Annotated in this window: 18 protein-coding genes; 4 read left to right on the top strand and 14 right to left on the bottom strand. The window is 64.2% G+C overall.

The annotated features are described in order from the left end of the window. Positions 1-5: 5 nt before the first annotated feature. Positions 6-824 carry a sugar phosphate isomerase/epimerase family protein gene (locus tag C3Y92_RS20200; RefSeq protein WP_129355710.1) on the top strand — a complete coding sequence of 273 codons (819 nt, stop codon included), beginning with the start codon at positions 6-8 and terminating at the stop codon, positions 822-824. 288 nt (positions 825-1,112) lie between these two features. Here C3Y92_RS20200 and fliQ read toward each other — a convergent pair whose 3' ends face one another. From fliQ to era, 7 genes are all read right to left on the bottom strand, one after another. Continuing rightward, on the bottom strand, positions 1,113-1,382 hold the full coding sequence (gene fliQ / locus C3Y92_RS20195; protein ID WP_129355708.1) for a flagellar biosynthesis protein FliQ: 270 nt from the start codon (positions 1,380-1,382) through the stop codon (positions 1,113-1,115). A 182-nt stretch (positions 1,383-1,564) separates the two neighbouring features. Then, positions 1,565-2,326, bottom strand: a complete 762-nt coding sequence (gene fliP / locus C3Y92_RS20190) for a flagellar type III secretion system pore protein FliP (protein WP_207214014.1) — start codon at positions 2,324-2,326, stop codon at positions 1,565-1,567. Then, on the bottom strand, positions 2,313-2,678 hold the full coding sequence (gene fliO, locus C3Y92_RS20185) for a flagellar biosynthetic protein FliO (protein WP_129355706.1): 366 nt from the start codon (positions 2,676-2,678) through the stop codon (positions 2,313-2,315). The genes fliP and fliO overlap by 14 nt, the downstream gene beginning before the upstream one ends. After that, entirely contained in the window at positions 2,671-3,231 is a 561-nt protein-coding gene (gene fliN, locus C3Y92_RS20180) for a flagellar motor switch protein FliN (protein ID WP_129355704.1), read from the bottom strand. The genes fliO and fliN overlap by 8 nt, the downstream gene beginning before the upstream one ends. A gap of 26 nt (positions 3,232-3,257) precedes the next feature. Next, positions 3,258-3,854, bottom strand: coding sequence for a flagellar basal body-associated FliL family protein (locus C3Y92_RS20175; protein ID WP_129355702.1), 597 nt, complete (start codon positions 3,852-3,854; stop codon positions 3,258-3,260). A 15-nt stretch (positions 3,855-3,869) separates the two neighbouring features. Beyond that, positions 3,870-4,559, bottom strand: a complete 690-nt coding sequence (locus C3Y92_RS20170) for a YggS family pyridoxal phosphate-dependent enzyme (protein ID WP_129355700.1) — start codon at positions 4,557-4,559, stop codon at positions 3,870-3,872. Between the two features lie 22 nt (positions 4,560-4,581). Further along, complete coding sequence (era, locus tag C3Y92_RS20165) at positions 4,582-5,499, bottom strand: GTPase Era (RefSeq protein WP_129355698.1); 918 nt, start codon at positions 5,497-5,499, stop codon at positions 4,582-4,584. 145 nt (positions 5,500-5,644) lie between these two features. Here era and topA point away from each other — a divergent pair, with 145 nt between their 5' ends. Continuing rightward, the gene (topA, locus tag C3Y92_RS20160; RefSeq protein WP_129355696.1) at positions 5,645-7,912 is read left to right on the top strand and encodes a type I DNA topoisomerase; all 2,268 of its coding nucleotides are present in this window, start codon (positions 5,645-5,647) and stop codon (positions 7,910-7,912) included. A 417-nt stretch (positions 7,913-8,329) separates the two neighbouring features. Here topA and C3Y92_RS20155 read toward each other — a convergent pair whose 3' ends face one another. From C3Y92_RS20155 to C3Y92_RS20145, 3 genes are all read right to left on the bottom strand, one after another. After that, a complete protein-coding gene (locus C3Y92_RS20155) occupies positions 8,330-10,414 on the bottom strand; it encodes a hypothetical protein (protein WP_129355694.1) in 2,085 nt (694 codons plus the stop codon). A gap of 56 nt (positions 10,415-10,470) precedes the next feature. Continuing rightward, a complete protein-coding gene (locus C3Y92_RS20150) occupies positions 10,471-11,283 on the bottom strand; it encodes a phosphoadenosine phosphosulfate reductase family protein (protein ID WP_129355692.1) in 813 nt (270 codons plus the stop codon). 78 nt (positions 11,284-11,361) lie between these two features. Next, positions 11,362-12,327: a lysophospholipid acyltransferase family protein gene (locus tag C3Y92_RS20145; RefSeq protein WP_129355690.1), complete on the bottom strand. Its 966-nt coding sequence runs from the start codon at positions 12,325-12,327 to the stop codon at positions 11,362-11,364. Positions 12,328-12,677: 350 nt separating this feature from the next. On the opposite strand from C3Y92_RS20145, the gene C3Y92_RS20140 reads away from it, so the two are divergent. Continuing rightward, the gene (locus C3Y92_RS20140; protein WP_235669559.1) at positions 12,678-13,331 is read left to right on the top strand and encodes a GNAT family N-acetyltransferase; all 654 of its coding nucleotides are present in this window, start codon (positions 12,678-12,680) and stop codon (positions 13,329-13,331) included. 85 nt (positions 13,332-13,416) lie between these two features. Here the strand turns inward: C3Y92_RS20140 and C3Y92_RS20135 are convergent, their stop codons facing one another. Next, complete coding sequence (locus C3Y92_RS20135; RefSeq protein ID WP_129355688.1) at positions 13,417-13,641, bottom strand: hypothetical protein; 225 nt, start codon at positions 13,639-13,641, stop codon at positions 13,417-13,419. Positions 13,642-13,772: 131 nt separating this feature from the next. Here C3Y92_RS20135 and C3Y92_RS20130 point away from each other — a divergent pair, with 131 nt between their 5' ends. Then, complete coding sequence (locus C3Y92_RS20130; RefSeq protein WP_129355686.1) at positions 13,773-14,552, top strand: restriction endonuclease; 780 nt, start codon at positions 13,773-13,775, stop codon at positions 14,550-14,552. Positions 14,553-14,644: 92 nt separating this feature from the next. On the opposite strand, the gene C3Y92_RS20125 is transcribed toward C3Y92_RS20130, so the two are convergent. Genes C3Y92_RS20125 through C3Y92_RS20115 form a run of 3 tightly spaced genes read right to left on the bottom strand, consistent with a single transcriptional unit; the run spans position 14,645 to position 19,745 of the window. Further along, positions 14,645-16,978, bottom strand: a complete 2,334-nt coding sequence (locus C3Y92_RS20125) for an FAD-dependent oxidoreductase (RefSeq protein ID WP_129355684.1) — start codon at positions 16,976-16,978, stop codon at positions 14,645-14,647. 38 nt (positions 16,979-17,016) lie between these two features. Then, on the bottom strand, positions 17,017-18,651 hold the full coding sequence (locus C3Y92_RS20120) for a glutamate synthase-related protein (RefSeq protein ID WP_129355682.1): 1,635 nt from the start codon (positions 18,649-18,651) through the stop codon (positions 17,017-17,019). Next, positions 18,615-19,745 (bottom strand): class II glutamine amidotransferase domain-containing protein, encoded by a 1,131-nt coding sequence (locus C3Y92_RS20115; RefSeq protein ID WP_129355680.1) that lies wholly within the window; start codon positions 19,743-19,745, stop codon positions 18,615-18,617. Before C3Y92_RS20115 ends, C3Y92_RS20120 begins: the two co-directional genes overlap by 37 nt. Positions 19,746-19,968: the final 223 nt, after the last annotated feature.

The following is a 19,968-nucleotide window of genomic DNA, read 5'->3' as shown; positions in this document are numbered from 1 at the left end:
GATCCATGTCGCGCTATTTCGTGAACTGCAATCTGCGGGTGGCCCGGCGCGAGCCCAGGCTCCTGCACCGTCATCTGCTCGATGGCGTGCCGGCCGAGTTGGGCCTGGACCCCCTGCTTCTCGACGCCACCGACGCCGCCTTTCACCGCGAACTGGCCCGGCTTTTCGCCGACGCCGGCGTGCCCGTCACCGTGCATCTGCCGTTTTTCGATCTCCAGCCCGGCAGCGCCGACGCCCGTATCCGGGCCGCCAGCCGCGATCGGCTGCTGGGGGCCATGGAAACGGCCGCCATCTACGGCCCGCGCCGCATGGTCGGCCACGCCGCCTACGACCGGTTCCTCTACATCCGCTCGTTCCCCGACTGGGCCCAGCGCAGCGCCGACACCTGGGCGGCCGTGCTGGCCGCCTGGCCCGGCCATCCGCCCCTTTGCCTGGAAAACACCCACGAGACCGATCCCCAGACCGTTTCCGGGACCATCGTCGCCCTGCGTGAGCGCCTGCCGGCCGAGGAAGCCGAAACCGTCGGGGCCTGTTTTGACGTCGGCCACTGGTACAGCTTCGCCGAAGGCAAAAAACGCGGCAATTTAGACGCCTGGCTCGACGCCCTGGCTCCCTTCCTCCTGCATCTGCACCTCCACGACAACGACGGCTCCTTCGACCAGCACCTCGGCCCCGGCCAGGGCGAAATCCCCTTCGAAGCGATTTTCGCCGGCCTGAGCGCCCGCCAGCTGACCCCCACCGCCACCTTCGAACCCCACACCCCCGAAGCCTTCGAGGCCGCCTTGACGTTTGTGAAAGCGAAGGGGGAGTTTTTCGGCAAGTAGGGTGGACGAGGAGAAGAGGGAATGCCTCCGGCGGCCGGGGGCCTGAGGCCCCCGGACCCCCCGACTGAAGAAAGGGGTAAAGGGGGTGAGGGCCGCGGGCGTGGATTTAGCGGATGGATGCGGGGCACATCCCGGAAAAGCAAAAGAAAAAGGCCGCAAGGAACCGAGAGGCGTCCATTTCTTTCTGGAGTGGATAACATCTCCACATGCGGCCATTTCGGGGATTACGGCGTAGACGGGGGACAGTCAATCGCGCCGGACAGCGCGACGCCCTGAAGAAAACCCGCGTCAGCGCAAATACGTCGGGATATTCATGAAAAGCTCCCGCGTGAAATTGAGCATCTTGTCCATCATCCAGGGGAAGGCCAAGAGCAGCGCGATGAACATGGACAGGATCTTCGGCACGAAAGTAAGCGTCATTTCCTGAATCTGGGTGGCCGCCTGGAGCACCGAGACGAACACGCCGACGACAAGACTCACCGCCAGCATGGGCATGGCCAGGAACAGCGCCAGCTCGATGGCCTGGCGCGACAGGGCGACAACCATATCCGTGGTCATGGCGTATGCTCCTTATGGCTTGCGCGGCGTGTTTGAGCGCGCCGCACTATCTCGTTTCAAGTAATGCCGCCAAACGCGGCGGCAATGGCCTTTCTTCACGTGGGGTTTCCAAAGGGGCTCAGCCCCTTTGGCCGCCGGAGGCCTCTTCTCTTATCGTCTCTTCACGCTCTTCGCTTCCCTGCTCACGTCGTCGTAAACGAGTTGACCAGCGAGGCGACGATGAGCCCCCAACCATCCACGAGCACGAACAACAGCAGTTTGAACGGCATGGCGATGGTGGCCGGCGGCAGCATCATCATGCCCATGGCCAGCAGGATGGACGAGATGACCATGTCGAGGATGAGAAACGGGATGTAGATCAAAAAGCCGATGGTAAACGCGGTTTTGAGTTCGCTGATCATGAACCCGGCGGCCAGCATGATGGTCGGCACTTCGCCCTTGTCCTTGGGGCGTTCCATCTTGGTGATGGTGTAGAAGACGGACAGGTCTTTTTCGCGGGTGTGTTTGAAGAGAAATTCGCGAAGAGGGGCTTCGGCTTTTTTCAGGGCTTCGGTGAAGCCGATTTCCTCGTTCAGGTAGGGTTGCAGGGCGTTGTCGTTTATGGCCTTGCCGGTGGGGTACATGATGACGGCCGTCAGAAAAATGGCGAGGCTGGCCAGGATTTGCGTCGGCGGCACCTGCTGCACGCCCATGGCCTGGCGCAGGAAGGAAAACACCACGATGATGCGGGTAAACGAGGTGACGGTCAGCACGAACGACGGGGCCAGGGACAGGATGGTCAGGGCGAACAGGATTTCGAGCAAGGTGGAGACGCGTTCGGGCGAGGTCTGTCCGGCGGCCAGGGAGAGGGTCAGCGACGGCGCGTCCTGGGCCAGGGCCAAGGCCGGGACGGCCAGCAGCGCCGTGAAGAAAGCCAGGGCCAAAAGGCGGCTAGGGCGCGTCATCGGGCTGGACCGTCTTGGCGGCCAGGGCGTCGGCGAAATCGGCGTTTGCGGCATGATCGACCTCGGCAAGGCGGGTGATGGTATGGTCGGTGACTCCGAGCACCAGATCTTTATTCAAGAACCGCACCACTACTACGGATTTCTTGGGTCCGACCGGCAGATGGTCCATGAGGCGCAGGCTTCCGCCCCGACCGCCCGGTCCCAGGCCGATCTTGGGGCCGTAGCGTTTCAGCAGCCAGAAGGCGGCGAAGATGACCCCGAGCAGCACGGCCAGGGTCAGGCCCATCTTGAGGGCCACGCCGGTGAGGCCGTACTCGACGGCGGGCAGGGGGGCGGCGGCTGGATCAGGCAAGCTGTTTCACCCGTTCGATGGGGCTGATGATGTCGGTGAGGCGCACACCGAATTTTTCGTTGATGACCACGGCTTCGCCCCGGGCCACGAGTTTGCCGTTGACGTAGATTTCCAGCGGTTCGCCGGCCAGCTTGTTGAGTTCGATGACCGAGCCCTGGCCGAGTTGCAGGAGTTCGTTGATTAAAAGTTTGGTGCGCCCCAGTTCGGCCGAGACGTCCAGCGGAATGTCCAGGATGAAGTCGAGGTCGCGGCGGATGTTTTCCGGCCGCTGGGCCTTGGCTTCGGGGGTCATGTCCTTGAACTTGGCCTTGGCGCTTTGGCGCGACATGGCTTCCTGGTCGCGTTCGCGCTTGATGGAGGTTTCCTCCTCGTCGGCCAGGGCGGCGGCCCATTCGGCGGCCAGGGCGTCATCGCCGCCGCCGCCGCCGCCGCCGGAAGGCTGGTCAAAAAGCGCGTCGATGTCGTTTTGGGAGGCCGGTTTGTCGTCCTGGTCATCCAGGGCGGCGGCCCATTCGGCGGCGAGTTTATCCTGGTCGATGTCGTCGGGAGTCATGGTGCTACCTCGCGGCGGCGCGGCGTTTATTGGATGACGAAATCCGTGAAATAGACCCGGGAGACCTTGGGCTGGCCGATGGCCTGGTTGAGGCGGTCCACGATTTCCTTGCGCAGCAGGATCTTGCCTTCCAGGGTGCTCAAGTCCTGGGAGGTCTTGGAGGACAGGAGCATGAGCAGGGCGTCGCGGATCTTGGCCTTGTTGTCTTCGAGCAGTTCCGGGTTGCTGGTCACTTCCACTTCGAGCACCACCTTGAGGTAGCGCCGGGCGTTGGGGTCGGCCAGATTGACCACGAAGGGGGGCAGGGCCACGTTGTTGGAGGCGGCCTTGTCCTTGCCGCCGCCGTGTCCGCCGCCCTTGGCGTCGCTTTTGGCTTCGCCGTGTCCGCCCTCGGCCTTTTTCTCGGCGGGTTTGGCCTCGGCGTGGGCGTCGGCCTTGGGCGCTTCGGCTGGGGCGGCCCCGTCGGCCGGCGGCGCGGCCGCCGGCGGCTTGGCGGCGAAAAACGTCAGATAGGCGAAGTAGCCGCCGCCGCCCAGGACCAGCAGCAACACCACCAGGATGATATACTTGATGAGGCCGGATTTTTTCTTTTTCGGTTGTTCTTCGGGCGCTGGATCAGCCATGGCTCCCTCCGCTTATCAGATTCTCGGGCCGAACAGGTCGGTGCCCACCCGCACGTGGGTGGCGCCTTCCGTGATGGCCGCTTCCAGGTCGCCGCTCATACCCATGGAAAGCACCGGCAGCGGCTGGCCAAGGCGGGACGCCAACGCGTCGCGCAGCGCCCGCAGCCGGGCAAAGGCCGGCCGCGCCCCTTCGGGGTCGTCGAAGACCGGCGCAATGACCATGAGGCCGTCGAGGCGCAGGTTCGGGCACGCGGCCACGGCCTCGGCCAGGGCGTCCAGGCCGCCCGGCGCCACGCCGGACTTTTGCGCCTCCCCGGCCACGTTGACCTGCAGGCACACGGCCTGGATCAGATGCTGGGCTGCCGCTCTTTTTTGCAATATATGCGCCAGCTCGACGTTGTCCACCGTGTGGATCAGATCGAAGCGCCCCACGGCCAGCTTGGCCTTGTTGCGCTGGAGATGGCCGATGAAATGCCAGCACAGCCCGGCCGGCGCGGCCTCGATCTTGGGCAGGGCCTCCTGGATGTAGGATTCCCCGAAAATGGTCTGACCGCAGGCGGCCAACTCGGCCACGGCCGAGGCGTCGTGGAATTTCGACACCGCCACCAGCGTCACCGCCGACGGGTCGCGGCCGCAAGCCCGGCAGGCCGCGCCTATACGCTCCAAAACGCCCGTCAGGCGCGTTTTCGCCGTTTGCCCGCCCACAAGTCCCGCTCCTGGCAAAAAGCTACTGGCCAAGGCCCAGGTCGCGCAAAAAGGCCCGGTCGTCGGTCCAGTCCGGCCGCACCTTGACCCACAGTTCCAAAAAGACTTGCCCGCCCAGCATCTCCTCGATGTCGGCCCGGGCTTTCTGGCCAACGTCCTTTAAGCGTTCGCCGCCCTTGCCGATGACCATGGGCTTGTGGCTTTCCCTCGCCACATGGATGGCGGCGCGGATTTTCGTCAGCCCGGGCTTGGACTGCTCGTCCCAATCCTCGATGGTGACGGCGGTGGAATAGGGCAGTTCCTCGCCAAGGGCCAAAAAGAGCTTCTCGCGCACGATTTCGGCGGCCAGAAACCGCACCGGGGCCGTGGACACCTCGTCCGGGTCGAACTGGTGCGCGCCCTGGGGCAGCCGGGACAGCAGCGCGGTCAGGAGGTCGTCCACGCCAAGGCCGGTGAGCGCGCTTATGGGAAAGATCTCGGCCGCCGGCAAGGCTTCGGACACGGCGGCCAACACCGGCAGCAGCCGGGCCTTTTCGCGCACCACGTCGGCCTTGTTGAGGGCAATGAGCACCGGCAGCCGGCCGTCGCCCACGGCCTTGACGATGGGGCGCAGGTCCGGGGCCAGGCCGTCCAGGCGGCGGGCGTACTGGGCCGCGTCGAGAATGAGCAGCACCACGTCGGCCTGGCCCAGGGCAGCGTAGGCCGAACGCAACAACAACGGGGCGATGCCGCGCTTTTGGCGGTGCAGGCCCGGGGTGTCCAGGAACACGGCCTGAAGGTCGCCCTGGGTGATGATGCCGCTAATCGAGTTGCGGGTGGTCTGCGGCTTGGGCGAGACGATGGAAATTTTCTGGCCGATGAGGCGGTTAAGCAAGGTGGATTTGCCGGCGTTGGTGGGGCCGAGCATGACCACATGGCCGAAGCGGGAAACGTTTTCCAAGGAAGGCTCCGAGGCGGACGTGCATTTCGTCGCCGTGCATCATTATTAAAAAGTCATACGCGAAAACCTCATAGGCAAGTATCGCGGCCCGAGGCAAACGGCAACCCTTGCCTTGCCCCCTCGGGCTGGCTATAGCACGCCTGCCATGGGAAAGGACCTTATCATCGTCGAGTCGCCGGCCAAGGTAAAGACCATCAAGAAGTTTCTCGGCAACGCCTATGCCGTGGAAGCTTCCGTCGGTCATGTGCGTGATCTTCCCTCCAAGAAACTGGGTGTGGATGAAAAAGACGATTTCGCGCCGCAATATCAAATCATTCCGGGCAAGCAGAAGGTGGTTTCCAAACTCAAGGAAGCCGCCGCCTCGGCTTCGACCATCTATCTCGCCCCCGACCCCGACCGCGAAGGCGAAGCCATTGCCTGGCACGTGGCCCAGATCGTCCAGGACGCCGGCGTGCCCGTGCACCGCATCCAGTTCAACGAGATCACGGCCAAAGCCGTGCGCGAGGCGCTTTCCCATCCCCGCGACATCAACGAAAAGCTGTTTCTCTCCCAGCAGGCCCGGCGCATCCTGGACCGGCTGGTGGGCTACAAGGTTTCGCCCATCCTGTGGCAGAAGGTCAAAAGCGGCATCTCGGCCGGCCGCGTCCAGTCCGTGGCCTTGCGCCTGGTCGTGGACCGCGAAAAGGAACGCCGGGCCTTCGTGCCGGTGGAGTACTGGAATTTCAAGGCCCGGCTCGCCGCCGGCACGCCCCCGGAGTTCGAGGCCGAGCTGGCCAAGTACCAGGGCAAGAAGCTCGAAATCGGCAGCGCCGAGGCGGCATTGGCCGCCGAGGCGGCCATCACGGGCCAGCCCTTCGTGGTCACGGCCGTGACGGAAAAGGAACGCAAGAAGTCCCCGCCGCCGCCCTTTATCACCTCGACCCTGCAGCAGGCCGCCAACCAGCGCCTGGGCTATTCGGCCAAGCGCACCATGGGCGCGGCCCAGAAGCTCTACGAGGGCCTGGAACTCGGCGACAGCGGCACGGTGGCCCTGATCACCTACATGCGTACCGACTCCACGCGCATCGCCGACGAGGCCCGCGACGCCGCCCGGGAATACATCACCGAGGCCCTGGGGCCGGACTACTACCCGGAAAAGGCCCGCCATTTCCGCTCCAAGGCCGGCGCTCAGGACGCCCACGAAGCCATCCGGCCCATCGATGTCCGCATCACCCCGGCCGACGTCAAAACGCTTCTGCCCAAGGACCTCTTTTCCCTGTACAAGCTCATCTGGGAACGCTTCGTCGCCTCCCAGATGGCCGAGGCGAGGTTCTGGGACACGGCCGTGGACGTCACGGCCGGGCCGGGACTGTTCAAGGCCAAGGGCCAGCGCCTGATTTTCCCCGGCTACCTCAAGGTCTACGGCCAGGAGGCCGGCGACGAGGCCAAGTCCTTGCCCAAGCTCGACACGGGCCAGGAACTCACGCTGCTCGAACTCAAGAAGGAACAGAAGTTCACCCAGCCGCCGCCGCGCTACACCGAAGCGTCGCTGGTGCGCGAGCTGGAAGAAAAAGGCATCGGCCGGCCCTCCACCTACGCCGCCATCATTTCCACGCTCATCGACCGCGACTACGCCCGGCTGGAGGAAAAGCACTTCGTGCCCTCCGAACTCGGCGAAACCGTCTCGGATCTGCTCGCCGAACACTTCGTCAAGATCATGGACGTCGGGTTCACCGCCGGCATGGAAGAGGCCCTCGACGCCGTGGCCGACGGCCGCACCGACTGGGTCCATCTGCTCCGGGACTTCACCGAGGACTTCAATCCGACCCTGGCCAAGGCGGCCAAGGACATGGCCAAGGTCAAGGCCGGCAAGGAGACCGACGTCAAGTGCGAGCTGTGCGGCAAGCCCATGGTCATCCGCTTCGGCAAGGCCGGCGAATTCCTGGGCTGCTCGGGCTACCCCGACTGCAAGAACACCAAGGAATTCGACCGCGCCGCCGATGGCGCGGTGATCCCCCGCGAGCGCAAGGCCGAGGAAGTCGCCTCGGTGGGGGCCTGCCCCACCTGCGGCAAGGATCTGGTGGTCAAGAAATCCCGCACCGGCAGCCGGTTCATCGCCTGCACCGGCTGGCCCGACTGCAAATACACCAAGCCGCTGTCCACCGGCGTCCCCTGCCCCAAGGAGGGCTGTTCCGGCACGCTGGTCGAAAAAAGCTCCAAGCGCGGCAAGGTGTTCTACGCCTGCGACGCCTACCCCCAGTGCGATTTCGCCGTCTGGGACTGGCCCATGAACGAACCCTGCCCCCAATGCGACTCCAAGATCCTCGTGCGCAAAAAGACCCGCGACGGCGAACTCATCACCTGCCCCAGCAAAAGCTGCCGCTACAAACGCGCCGTGGGCGGCAAGAAAGACGAGGGAGAGGGCGAGGAATAGCGGGTGGAGTGAGAGGGAAACGAAGAGAGTAAGAGGGTAAGATGCCTCCGGCGGCCGGGGGCCTGAGGCCCCCGGACCCCCCGAAAGGGGGTTAACTGGGGACGCTGGTGACGAACGTAGGCGACGAAGCGAATGTTCGTTCGGCAGAAAAGGGCTATGCGCCGTTCTTCCGACGGCTTTTCTGTCGAGTGGAAAGAAAAAAGTTGGTTCTGGATTTTTAAGAGGTTATGTCCGGCGTCCGGGGTCGTTGTCGGCAAAGCAAACACCGACCACGGCAACGCCCGGCTTCAGCAATGAGGCCGCCGGCCGCTCTTCCGACTCCCTCTTCTGGCTGGCGATATAATAAAATTTGGTTCTGGTTTTTTCAGGGGTTGCCTCGGCAACCCCTTTTTGCGTCCAACGCCATCGCGCTGCAACTTACGGCTTTCCCGCGTCCGCCGCCGTGGCCCCGATCACCAGCGGGTTGTCGGCGTCCAGCCACAGTTGGCCCCCCCCGGTGGCCGTAAACCGCACGGAAAACCCCTCGCCGCCGACCGGGAACGTCAGCCGCGTCCGGTTGTCGAAGCCTTCCCCGCGCTCGGGGAAATCGCCTTGCTTATGCACGGCCCGGCCAAGCTCACGGCCGTCGGCCGCCACCGCCGTCACCGTCAGCGTCTGGTCCGGCCCGGTCAGGCGCGGACAATACGACACCGATCCGTCCACCGCCGCCGGACCGGTCACGCCGTAAGTCAGGGTCATGCCCAGGGCCGGGTCCTCGGCCTGGATGTAGCTCCCCCATTGTCGCACGCCCCGGGCTTCGGTCACGGCCGCCGTGTAGCCGCCGTCGGTCCGCTCCACCCGGTCGGCCGCCGGCATGGCGATAAGCCCGGTTTCGGGCCGGGGGCGGTAGAACGTGTACAGCCCGGCGGACTCGGCCGGTTCGTAATACAGCGCGACGAGACCCAGCAGCTTGCGGCTGACAAAGGCCCGGGAATCCACGAACCGGGCGGCCAGCCGGCCGCGCACCGCCGCCGCCATGGGCGAATCGGCCATGGGCGCAAGCCCCAGCCTGTCATACATATCGGTTTCGAAAGCGTCATACAGCCACAACTTGCCGTAGGCCGGCGTCCCGGCAAAAAGGAACGCCCCTTCGGCGTCGGCCAGCAGCGGGCCCTGGATGTCGGAGACGATGGTCCGGGCTGCGGCGGCTTCGGCCACGGCCTGCTGGCGCGGGACGAGCGGGAGGGCGGATGGGGCGTGCAGGGTGATGAGGGACGGCACGCAGCCGGCCAGGGCTAGGGCGGCCAGTCCTCGGGCCACCGGGCCGCGCCCGGCCAGATAGCCGGCCAGCCGGGCCGCGCCCAGGGCGCACAGGGTCGCGGGCAGCAGCAGGTGGTTGGTGTCTGCCCCGCCCCACATGAGCGTGCGCCACAAAAAAGGGACAAAGGCCAGCAGCAGGGCGTCGGGCAGCGGCAGGCGACGCCGCACGGCGCACAGGGCCAGCCAGCCGGCGTAGGCGGCCAGCAGCGGTCCGTGGCCGGCGGCGAAGTCGCGCAGACGGGTCAAGGCCACGCCGTGGCTGTTGTCGGCGGCCAGGCCGGTCATGGCCTTGGGGAACAGCACGGTCTGCGCCCATATCCCCGGGCCGAACCAGGCCAGGCAGGCCAGTCCCAGGACCGCGCCGCCGCCGGCCAGCCCGGCCAGGGCGGAGAGCCGCTCCCGGCGTGAAAGGCGAAAGACGAACAGCAAGGCGGCGTATGCCCCGGCGAGAGGCCACATTTGCTGCTTGCCCAGGCAGGCCAGGGCCATGAGCAGGCCGCTTGCCGCGAAAAGCCGCGTGTTGCCGCGCCGACGGGCGGCCTCGAACACGGCTACGGCGGCCAGCAGGCTGCCCACGGCCAGGGTGTCGGGCTTGCAGACAAAGGCGTTGCCCATTTCCGGCTGGGCAAAGGCGGCAAGGGCCGCCAAAAGGCCGGTCAACGCGCCGCCAAGGGGGCCCAAGGTCTTGCCGTCCAGCCGGCGGCCCAGGAAAAAGAGCGCGAGCAGGATGGCCGCTCCGCCGGCCAGGGCGGCCAGTTTGCCGGCCAAAAGCGGCGCTGCGGCAAAAGGGGCCATCGCCGCCGCCGCGAGGTAGAAAAGCGGCGGGTAGAGCGTGACGAGGCGCGGCCAGGGCGGGCTGGCCCCGGGGTAGATGTCGGCTCCCCGGGCCACAAGCCAGCCCTTGAGGGCTTCGCGGCCTTCCAGGGCGTTGGCGGCAAGCGGTGAGAGAAGTTCGGGCAGCCGCGTCTGGATGAGCACATCCCAACCGGCCAGGGCGGCGGCCAGTACGGCGTAGACGAGGCAGCCCCGGATAAATGGCGCGTCCGGGCCGGGGCTCGGGGCCGGGCGGCGACGGAAGAGCAGCATGGTCAGCATGGGCAGGGCGGCGGCCGCCACAAGCGGTTCACGCCAGTGGCCCAGAGCCACGGCAGCGGCCAGCAGACAGCCGGCCACGGCCAGGGAGACGAGAGTGTTTCGGGTCATGTTGGGCGCAGTATCGCCCTGCCGCTGCCGTCTGGCAAGGGCGGACAAAGGCGGCGTTACATATAGCCCAGGGCGCGCAGCTGCTCCATGGCGTCTTCCTTGTCCTGGTCGCGCCCGGCCCGTTCGCCGCTGCGGTCGTCCAGGTCCTGTTCCCAGGCCGGCAGATCGCTTTTGCGGACGGTTCCGCTAAGGGTCCCGAGGCTGCGGTAGCCCTTGGCGTAGAGGGAGCAGTGGGGCAGGCCCTGGCCGCGCGTAATGGCCCAGACGTCGGCCTCGCGCATGTGCAGGATGGGGTGGACGCGCAGATGCGGCGGCTCTTCGCGCGGGCTTTCGTAGAGTTCGCCTTCCCGGGCCGGATGCTCGTCCCAGCGGATGGCCGTGGCCAGGGCGGCCACGCCGTTTTCGCGCAAAAAGGTGTTCATGGGCAGCACCTTCATGAGTTGGTTGCCGAGCGGCGATTCCGGGTCAAAGGGGAACCCGGGGCCGGTGAATCCGGTGCGGGCCGCTTCGTCGCGCACGGCCTGGGACAGGCCGGACAGGTCGATGTAGTCGCCGATGGCCGGCTTGCGGTCAAGAATCTCGTGGTTGGCGGCCAGATGGACGTCCAGGCCCCATTCGGCGGTCAGGCGCTTTTGGAAATCGAGGATTTCCGGGAACGGGTCGCCTTCGTCGATGGTGAGCACCCGCGGCATGGTCCGGCCGGTCTCGCGGCACAGTTCCCGGGCCAGCCACAGGGTCAGCGTGCTGTCCTTGGCCCCGGTCCAGGCGATCCAGAAGGCGTGGCCGAAGCGGTCCATGGCACCGGCCAGCACGCGCTTGGACAGGGCGATTTTGTCATCAAGGGGCAGATCGAGCAGGGCGTGGTCCATGGGTGTCGGTCCTTGGCGGTGGGATGGGCCGCCGGAGGTTGTCCGGCGGCAAGGCCGTCATAACCCGGCTCCGGCGTTTTATTCCAGGAAAAAAGGCTCGTGCCCGGCTGCGGCCATGTGTTGGCGAAAGGCCAGGAAGTAGAGGTAATGGCTGGGCTGGGCGATAACGGCGGCGCTTAAGCGAGCGGCAAAGGCGGCGGTGTTGGCCCGGGCCGCGTCCTCGGCCAACGCGCCGTTATCGCCGGGGGCGACCAGTGGGAGCGCGTCCTCGATGCGCAGGGTGAGGCTGCCGGACGGGGCGCGCTCCATGAAGCAGGGCAGCACGGCGCAGCCGGTCTTGGCGGCGAGCAGCATCGGCCCCAGGGAAAAAAGAGCCTGGCGGCCCAGAAACGGCACGGCTGCGCGTTTCTCGCCGCCGCCGCCGTCCATGGCCACGCCCAGGACATGGCCGCCGCGCAGGCAGGTGAACGCGCCCTTGAGGCTGCCGAACACGTCGATATGGGTCACGGGCAGGGTCTGTTCGTGGGCCCAGCGCAGTTCCCGGGTGCGGCGCACGGCGGCGCTTCGGGCCTCGGGCAGTTTTTCATTGAGCTTCGTGGCCGGGGCCGAGAGCTGGCACATGCGGTAGCCGGCGTGGCCCACGGCGGGCATGACCATCTGATTGGCCCCGTAGTGGCCAAAGGCGAGCATGACGCCGCGTCCCTGGGTCAAGGCGGCGTCCAGGCGCTGGCGGCCTTCTATGCGCACGTGGGCGGCCGTTATGGCCGGGGTGAGTCTGGGGAAGTAGAGCACTTCGAGGTCGGTCTGGCAGAACTGGCGCAAGGCCTCCCGGGCCAGGGCCAGGCGGGCGGCCGGATCGGCCGGAACGCCGGGAACGAGACGGGCCGCCTCGGCCATGCCGTGCAGCCGGGCGTTGGGCACGCGGCCAAGCAGGCTCCCCAGCCCCCGGGCCAGGGCCAGGGCGCGCGGCAGGGGCAGGGCCTGGATCAGTCGCTTGAAGGGATGCCAGTAGCACCACACCAGGGCGTCGCGGACGGCTCGCATGGGACCTCGAAGGGGGGTCGATTTCGCCGTGTTGGCTATCATGGCCGGACCCGGGGCGCAAACGCCATGGCTGGTCCTGGAGCGCAGCGTCCTGGCCTTGCCTGGGCCTTATTCCAAGTCCATTTCTTAAGCAAAAGGACATGGCAAACAACATATTGAGTAAATTGTATATGTTAAAATATTCCAGTGGTTTGTCTTGTCATAGGTCCTAGGCGTCGGCCGATGGCCTTTTCGTCAGCTTTGAAGCGTTTGGCCGCCCCGTCCGAGGCCTGTCCGAGAGCCTTTCCAGCTGTCCATAAGCCGGCTACTCTCCGAGCCGGAAAGCGGGCCCTCTCTTTCGACTAAAGGATTTGTCCACATTCCAGAGAGCGGGCGGCTCTCGCCGCCTCGCCGCGCGCTTCCTTCTCGAACTCCCCAGAAAAACCGTGTTTGGCGAAAGCTATCACGAAGCAGGCTGCGCCATGAAAAGCGAATGTTCCAAAATCGTGCCGGCGGGATACGCCATCATCCCGGCCGAGTCGCGGCATCTGCCCTTGTTGAACGCCATCGAGCTCGCGGCGGCGAAGCTTTTTCCTGACGATTACCTGCCGGAACATATTCTTTCGGACAAGGTGCCCATGGACGTTTTGCTAGATGCGCAAGCGCAGGACATGCTGTGGGTGGCTGTCGATGCTGGCGGATCGCCTGTTGGGTATATCCTTGTGCAAGCGGTCGACGGCCTGGCCCTGCTAGCCCAGGTGGACGTGCATCCTGACCACGGCCGGCAAGGCCTGGGAACGGCGTTGATCCGCCACGCCATGCAGGCAATGCACGAGCGCGGATTTGCGGAATGCTATCTGACGACCTTCTCGGATATTGCCTGGAATGCCCCGTTCTACGCCAAACTGGGTTTTGGCGTTGTCGGCGAGGCGGACATGCCGCAGGCGATTGCGGAGATACTGCGCGAAGAGCAGGAGCGGGGGTTGCGAAATCGGGTGGCGATGCGGCTGAAGATTTCGGAATAGGGGAAATGAGGCGCGTTGAGCGGCAGCGCAGCGGACGCGGGGAGGCGGGCCGACAGGGCACGGAGCTGTCCCGGCGCGGGGGGTGTTACGGCGCGGCGATGGCGCGCAGGATTTCGGGATGGGGATGGGGGATGGACTGCCCGGGCGTGACGATGTCCTCGGCCAGGACGCTGCCGTCGCCGGCCAGGACGCGGCGCAGGAAAGAGCCGTCCTCGCGGGGCGTCAAGGTCGTGCACCGGATGGGTTTCGGTGCGATGCCGGCGTCGAGGTCGGCGATGAGTTGGGAGAGGGCTTGTTGGGCTTTACTCATGGTCGAAAGCCTCCTTGATGCGGCGCAACGCATCTTAATAAGTATTCGATGTAATGTACTGATATTTGAGCAATATATGACTGGGTATAAATGATCTTGATTTTTGATGTTTGAAGATATAGACTGTAGTTATGCGAGATTGCATTCATCTTGTTGAAAATCCTTTGCCAACAAACTGGCGAGATCTGCAACTAGGTGTTAGAAATATATTCCGAGAAATCGGCTATTTTGCAGAACAAGAGTATACCATAGAGACCCCCCGTGGGAAAGTGTGCGTTGATGTATTTGCTGTTGATAAAGTTGGTGACCATCCCATAAAAATTATTTCGGAATGCAAAAATTGGAGCGAAAGGGTCGATCAGAGTGTAGTCCATTCGTTTATGACGGTTATGTCTGAAACAGGTGCTAATATTGGGTTTATAATTTCAAAGAATGGATTTCAAGCTGGAGCTTTAGAGTATACAAAAAATACAAATATTGTGTGTTTGACGTTTGAAGATTTACAGGAAAAGTACATCGACATTTGGTTTGAGCGGTATTTTTGCAAAGAAATTGGAATACAAGCTTACTATTTGCATAAATACACAGATTATATGTCTAGCGTTGTCAAGTTCATGGATGAAGAACATTGGAAATTAGTTCCATATGAAAGCAAATGCATCAATCGCTTGTGGACTGTATGGAATGCGAGAAAAGGCTTTGATGAGCATGGATTTGTCAATCAAGACACTGTTATAGAAAGTCTGTATCAATTTAGCCCTGAAATATTTGGAGATAATAATTTATACCTTCGCGAAGTTTTGAAAAATGCGCTTCTTTTGATTCAGCCTATAGTAGATAACCTAAATCAACAGTTCGGAGATAATATGGTTGTAAAGATGTACGGGAAAGAACTTGTTGGACTGAAATAACGATCTAAAAAACGGGCCGCCTCTTCCGAGGCGGCCCGTCCATTTTCCAATTACTTCGCCCCTCCCGGGGCCGGGGGCATTCCCCCGCACCGCTACGTCGTCAGCGGCGTATTCTCCACGATGCTCCAGACGCCGCAGGGGCAGGCGTTGGCGCAGAAACCGCAGCCGATGCACTTGTCCGGGTCCGAAACCATGGCGAATTCCTTGCCTTCCTTCTGCTGGCGGGTAATCGCCCCCACCGGGCACAAGGTCTCGCACAGGCCGCAGTCGCGGCAAGCGCCGCAGGACGAACACTGGCTGGCGCAGGAGTCGAGATCGTTGAACTCCAGCACGCGCGGATCGAAGTACTCAAGCTTGGCCCGCTTGTAGTCGATCATCTTGCGCGTGTCCTCGCAGGGACGCTTGCCGGTTAATATCTCGTCGATGGCCCGGGCCGCGTCGCGGCCCATGCCGATGGCCTGGGTTAAAAGGCCCGGCTTCACGATGTCGCCGATGGCGAACACCTTGGGGTTGGTCGTCTGGAAGATGCTGTTGACCTTCACATGGCCGCGTTCCGTGGCGATGGTGTCGCCCAGGAACTCGATGTCCGGCACGTCGCCCACGGACAGCAGCACCGTGTCGGCCGGGATCAGCTCGCCCGACTGCAGCAGCACGCCCTCGGGCGTGATCTCCTTGGTGAAGCAGGGCCACTTGAAGACCGCGCCGACTTCTTCGGCGTCGTGCTTTTCCTTGCCAAAGGCGGCGGGCTTTTGGATGTCGATGAGCGTAATGGACTCGGCCCCCAGGCGTGCGGCTTCGGTGGCCACGTCGCAGCCCACGTTGCCCGCGCCGATAATGACCACGCGCTTGCCGACCTTGCCTTCGCTCTTCTTGGCGGCCTTTAAGAAGGTCAGCGCCGGGGTGGCCAGTTCCTTGCCCGGAACCGGCAACATGCGGGGCTTGTTCGCGCCAACGGCCAGCACCACGTAGTCGTAGTCCGTGACGATCTGGGCGAACTCGTCGGCCGAAAGGGCCTTTTGGGTCTGGATGTGGGGCAGGATTTCCCGGGCCCGGGCGATCTCGGCGTCGAGCACGTCGGCCGGGATGCGGCTGGAGGGAATCGACGAGCTGATCTTGCCGCCGAGCTTCTCGGCCGGATCGTAGATCACGGCCTCATGGCCGGCCAGCCGCAGCTGCCAGGCCACGGACATGCCGGCCGGACCGCCGCCGATGACGGCCACGCGCTTGCCGGACAGCTCCGGGAGCTTGGGCATCTTGCCGGCCTTGACGTTGGCCTTGCCGAGCATGGCCGTGTCCAGGGGCTTTAAGGTGCCGACGTTGCGGGTGCAGCCCTGCATGCACAGGTTGGGGCACAGGTAGCCGCAGACCGTGGCCGGGAAGGGCGTGTAGGCGAGCGCCAGGTCCATGGCTTCGTCCATGAGCCCGTCGCGCACGAGCTGCCAGCGCTCCTGCACCGGGATGCCGGTGGGGCAGCTGGCCTGACAGGGGGCGAGGTATTTCTTGTTTTCCCAGACCGGCACGAACCGGCGCAGCTCGCCGGTGACGATAAGGCCGATGGTGCTGCGGTCGGAGTCGTCGAGGTCGCCGATAAGGCCGCCCCGGCCGAGTTCCGCGTCCCAGACCTGGGCGCGGAATTCGCCCATGGGACGGCGGCTCTTGCCGGTCTTTTCGTAGGGCGACCGGGCGGCGATGAGCTGCCAGTCGTCGCGGTTGGCCAGGGCGTCGAACAGTTCCGGCCGACCGATGGCGTCGAGGAACTTCCCCAGGTTCTCGGTCAGCCAGCCAAACGTGGCGTCGTCGATGGCCACGAGCTTGGCGTCGGCCAGGGAAAAGCCTTTGTGGGGGCCGCGGAAGAAGATGCGCCCGCCCACCATGCCGACGCAGGGGCGGTAGCCGAGCACGTTGTCCGGGTTTTGCGGCTCGAAGCCGCAGACCACGGCCGTGCCGCCGGCCATGAATTCGGCGAAGTAGTCGCCGACGCTGCCCAGGACAAAGAGTTCCGGCGCGGCGTACTTGGGGTTCTGCTTGGTCATGGTCATGCCGCGCGAACCGATGTTGCCGGCGATCATGACCTTGCCCTGGGCCATGGCGTTGCAGGCGCCGTTGCCGGCGTTGCCGCGCACGACAATGTCGGCTCCGGCGTTGAGCCAGCCGATGTCGTCGGAGACCGAGCCGTCGATGTCGATGCGGGTGCCGGGGAAGCCCATGGAGCCGGTGCGCTGGCCGGGCGAGCCGGTGATGCGCACGCGAATTGGTTCCTCGCGGGAGACCCACAGCCGGCCGCCGATGCCGTGCTGGCCGAAGGCTTCAACGATAAGGTCGCGCGCGCCCTGGGTGACGGCGCGCTGGATGCGCTCCTCCAGGATGCGGGACTGGACGCGTTGTCCGTTTTCTATGCCGTGTATGGTGACGGTTTGCTGTGCCATGTTCGTGCCGCCTTGGTGCGTGTAAAAGGACGCCCGGGTTAAACCACGTACTTGATCTTCAGGCGCTCGGCCACGTGGTAGTCGCTGATGCCCAGGCCGTCGGACATGCCGATGGGCAGGGACGTGGACCGGCCAAGGGGCGCGACGATCTTGCGCAGTTCGGTGTCGAAGGACAGGAAGACGTCGACCAGCCGTTCGGCCACTTTTTCGGGATCAAGCCGGCGGTACACGCGCGGGTCCTGGGAGGTGATGCCCTTGGGGCACACGCCGATGTTGCAGACGTTGCAGCGGTCGGCTTCGGAGCCGACGCAGCCGGCGGCGGCCTGCATGATGTATTTGCCGGACTGCACGGCGCTGGCTCCGAGCATGATCAGCGCGGCGGCGTTGGCGGCCAGATTGCCGTTCTTGCCGATGCCGCCGCCGGCGATGAGCGGAATCTCGTTTTGTTTGCCGGAGATGACCAGGTTGTCGTAGCAGTCGCGCAGGTTGGTGGCGATGGGGTGGCCCATGTGGTTCATGGACACGTTGTAGGCCGCGCCGGTGCCGCCGTCCTCGCCGTCGATGGCCAGCCCGGCGGCGTAGGGGTTGCGCACGAGGTTATTAAGCACCGCCGTGGAGGTCGTGGTGCCGGAGATCTTGGGATAGACCGGCACGCGGAAGCCCCAGGCCATGGACATGGACTGGATCATCTTGGCCACGGACTCTTCGATGGAGTACTGGGTCTGGTGGGTCGGGGGGCTTGGCAGGGACACGCCCTGGGGCACGCCGCGAATGGCGGCGATGAGCTTGTTGACCTTGTACCACATGAGCAGGCCGCCGTCGCCGGGCTTGGCTCCCTGGCCATACTTGATCTCAATGGCGCAGGGGTCTTCCTTCATGTCCGGCAGGGCTTTTATGATCTCGTCCCAGCCGAAGTAGCCCGAGGCGATCTGCAGGACCATGTACTTGAGGAACCGCGAGCGCAAAAGGCGCGGCGGGCAGCCGCCCTCGCCGGTGCACATGCGCACCGGCATGTTGAGCTCCTCGTTCAAGTAGGTCACGCCCATGACCAGGCCTTCCCACATGTTGGGGGAGAGCGCGCCAAAGGACATGGAGCCGATCATGAGCGGGTAGATTTCCCGCACGGCCGGCACCCAGCCGTTACCCGCCAGGGCGGCGAGGCCCTCTTCGGGCGGCTGGATGCGCCCTAAAAGCGTGCGCAGTTCGAACTCGTGGCGGCCGGCGTCCAGGGCCGGGTCGGTGAGCATGGAGATGCGGATGAATTTGATCTGATCGAGCAGGCTGCCGCCGTCGTTGCGCCGTCCGCCACGGGTGCGGGCCGCGCCGCCCCGGTTGTTGTGGAACTTCAGCGTCGTGGCTTCGGGACGCAGGCGCGGGGCGATGGCGTTATTGGGACAGACCATGTTGCACATGGCGCAGCCGATGCAGCGATAAGCCGGATCGGTGCGCTGGCGGATGCCATGGTAGATGGAATAGCTGTTGGTGGGCTTTTTGGGCAGGCCCGGCAAAGCCTCGACGGTGCGTTTGCGGTGGACGCCAAGCTCAATGGCGTTGACCGGGCAAACGGACGTGCAGCGCCCGCACAGGGTGCAGGTGTTCTTGTCCCACTCGATCTGCCAGGGCAGGTCGTTGACGCTTAGTGTGGACGGGGTAATGACTGCAGTTGATTGCATATGGTGACCTCTTGGCATTCGGGGCGCACGATGGCCGTATCCAGGTGCATGGGTTGAAAATCGGCGTGCTGGTCGCGGTCGGGGATGGCCGCGTCGAGGCCGCAGATTTCCGAGGAGAAGGCGAAGATGCCGGGCTTGCCGCCGACCACGCCGGGCCGCAGCTTCTTGCGGTCCTGGACCATGAACATGGTCTTGTCGGGCAGGCAGCCGATGACGCAGTTGGGGCCGTCGATGATGAGCTTGCGGCAGGTCTGCTTGATGCGGGCCAGAAGGGCCTGGTCGGGGTGCTCGGCCATCTCGGCGTCGGACAGTGGCGTGATGACGTGCTTGTAGTATTCGATGCCAAACTGGAGGCGGTTGAGCGTAAAGTGCATGATGTGGGCAAAGACTTCCGAATCGGACTGGTAGCCCATGTAGCCGGGGAAGCCGCGCGAGAGCAGGTATTCGCGGATGGGCACGAAGGCCGTGTTCTCGCCGTTGGTCATGGTGCACACGCCCTGCAGGAAAAACGGATGGCAGGCGTAGAGATTGATGGCGTAGTTGGTGTTCTGGCGGCCCTGGGCCAGGATGCGGCGGCAGGCCAGTTCGGGGCGGTCCAGGCCCAGGTATTCGCCGACCTCCATGGGGTCGCCGACTTCCTTGACCATGATGGTGTCGGGCCAGAACGAGAAGACGCGGATGTCTTCCTTTTCCTCGCCCATGTGGCGCAGTTCCACGCGCATGAGCATGTAGGCCAGCTCGCGTTCGGCCTGGCTTTTGGCCTTGAGGTCGGCCGGGGCCTCGTAGGCCCGGGCGATATAGGAGCCTCGCACCGGGGTGCCCAGCGGCGGTTTGGTGCGCGGATCGAGTTCGAGAGTCTTGCGGGTGACGAACCCGCGTTCTCCCATGTAGGCGTCGAGGCGTTTTAAGCCTTCGTCGGTAAAGATTCCGGAGAGGATGGGCGCATCCTTCATTTCACCGAAGGGGCCGCCGAGGTCGGAGAGGAAAAGACCGACGCCCGAGCCGTCGTGCCCTTCCTTCATGACGTTGAGCGCCTCGATGGCGCGCATGGGGGACACGGGGTCCCGGCTGCTGAGGGCGAATAAGCGGCACATGGTCTACTCCGAATAATCGAATTCTCATTAAGGGGGGTTTTTTCATAGTGACAAAATGGGCTATCGTAAAGTGAAAAATAAAATTCGGTGCTTAGGAGACATAATAATCAGCAAATACGGGCGGTAGCGCCATTGTGGAGACGGCCTTTTCAGAAGGCTTTTCGCCGGTTTTGGCAACTCGGCCGGGTAGGGTCCGGCCGGGCGTTCGGAATTGGGGCGTTTG

Origin of the sequence: Solidesulfovibrio carbinolicus (assembly GCF_004135975.1) — a bacterium.
GTDB classification, from domain to species: domain Bacteria; phylum Desulfobacterota; class Desulfovibrionia; order Desulfovibrionales; family Desulfovibrionaceae; genus Solidesulfovibrio; species Solidesulfovibrio carbinolicus.
The sequence above is the reverse complement of the archived record's forward strand: the minus strand, read 5'-3'. Positions and strand labels throughout refer to the sequence as shown.

Coding starts and splice junctions, on each gene's coding strand:
- C3Y92_RS20200 (WP_129355710.1), top strand. CDS start 6: ATGTCGCGCTATTTCGTGAACTGCAATCTGCGGGTGGCCCGGCGCGAG.
- fliQ (WP_129355708.1), bottom strand. CDS start 1,382: ATGACCACGGATATGGTTGTCGCCCTGTCGCGCCAGGCCATCGAGCTG.
- fliP (WP_207214014.1), bottom strand. CDS start 2,326: ATGACGCGCCCTAGCCGCCTTTTGGCCCTGGCTTTCTTCACGGCGCTG.
- fliN (WP_129355704.1), bottom strand. CDS start 3,231: ATGACTCCCGACGACATCGACCAGGATAAACTCGCCGCCGAATGGGCC.
- C3Y92_RS20175 (WP_129355702.1), bottom strand. CDS start 3,854: ATGGCTGATCCAGCGCCCGAAGAACAACCGAAAAAGAAAAAATCCGGC.
- topA (WP_129355696.1), top strand. CDS start 5,645: ATGGGAAAGGACCTTATCATCGTCGAGTCGCCGGCCAAGGTAAAGACC.
- C3Y92_RS20155 (WP_129355694.1), bottom strand. CDS start 10,414: ATGACCCGAAACACTCTCGTCTCCCTGGCCGTGGCCGGCTGTCTGCTG.
- C3Y92_RS20150 (WP_129355692.1), bottom strand. CDS start 11,283: ATGGACCACGCCCTGCTCGATCTGCCCCTTGATGACAAAATCGCCCTG.
- C3Y92_RS20145 (WP_129355690.1), bottom strand. CDS start 12,327: ATGCGAGCCGTCCGCGACGCCCTGGTGTGGTGCTACTGGCATCCCTTC.
- C3Y92_RS20135 (WP_129355688.1), bottom strand. CDS start 13,641: ATGAGTAAAGCCCAACAAGCCCTCTCCCAACTCATCGCCGACCTCGAC.
- C3Y92_RS20130 (WP_129355686.1), top strand. CDS start 13,773: ATGCGAGATTGCATTCATCTTGTTGAAAATCCTTTGCCAACAAACTGG.
- C3Y92_RS20125 (WP_129355684.1), bottom strand. CDS start 16,978: ATGGCACAGCAAACCGTCACCATACACGGCATAGAAAACGGACAACGC.
- C3Y92_RS20120 (WP_129355682.1), bottom strand. CDS start 18,651: ATGCAATCAACTGCAGTCATTACCCCGTCCACACTAAGCGTCAACGAC.
- C3Y92_RS20115 (WP_129355680.1), bottom strand. CDS start 19,745: ATGTGCCGCTTATTCGCCCTCAGCAGCCGGGACCCCGTGTCCCCCATG.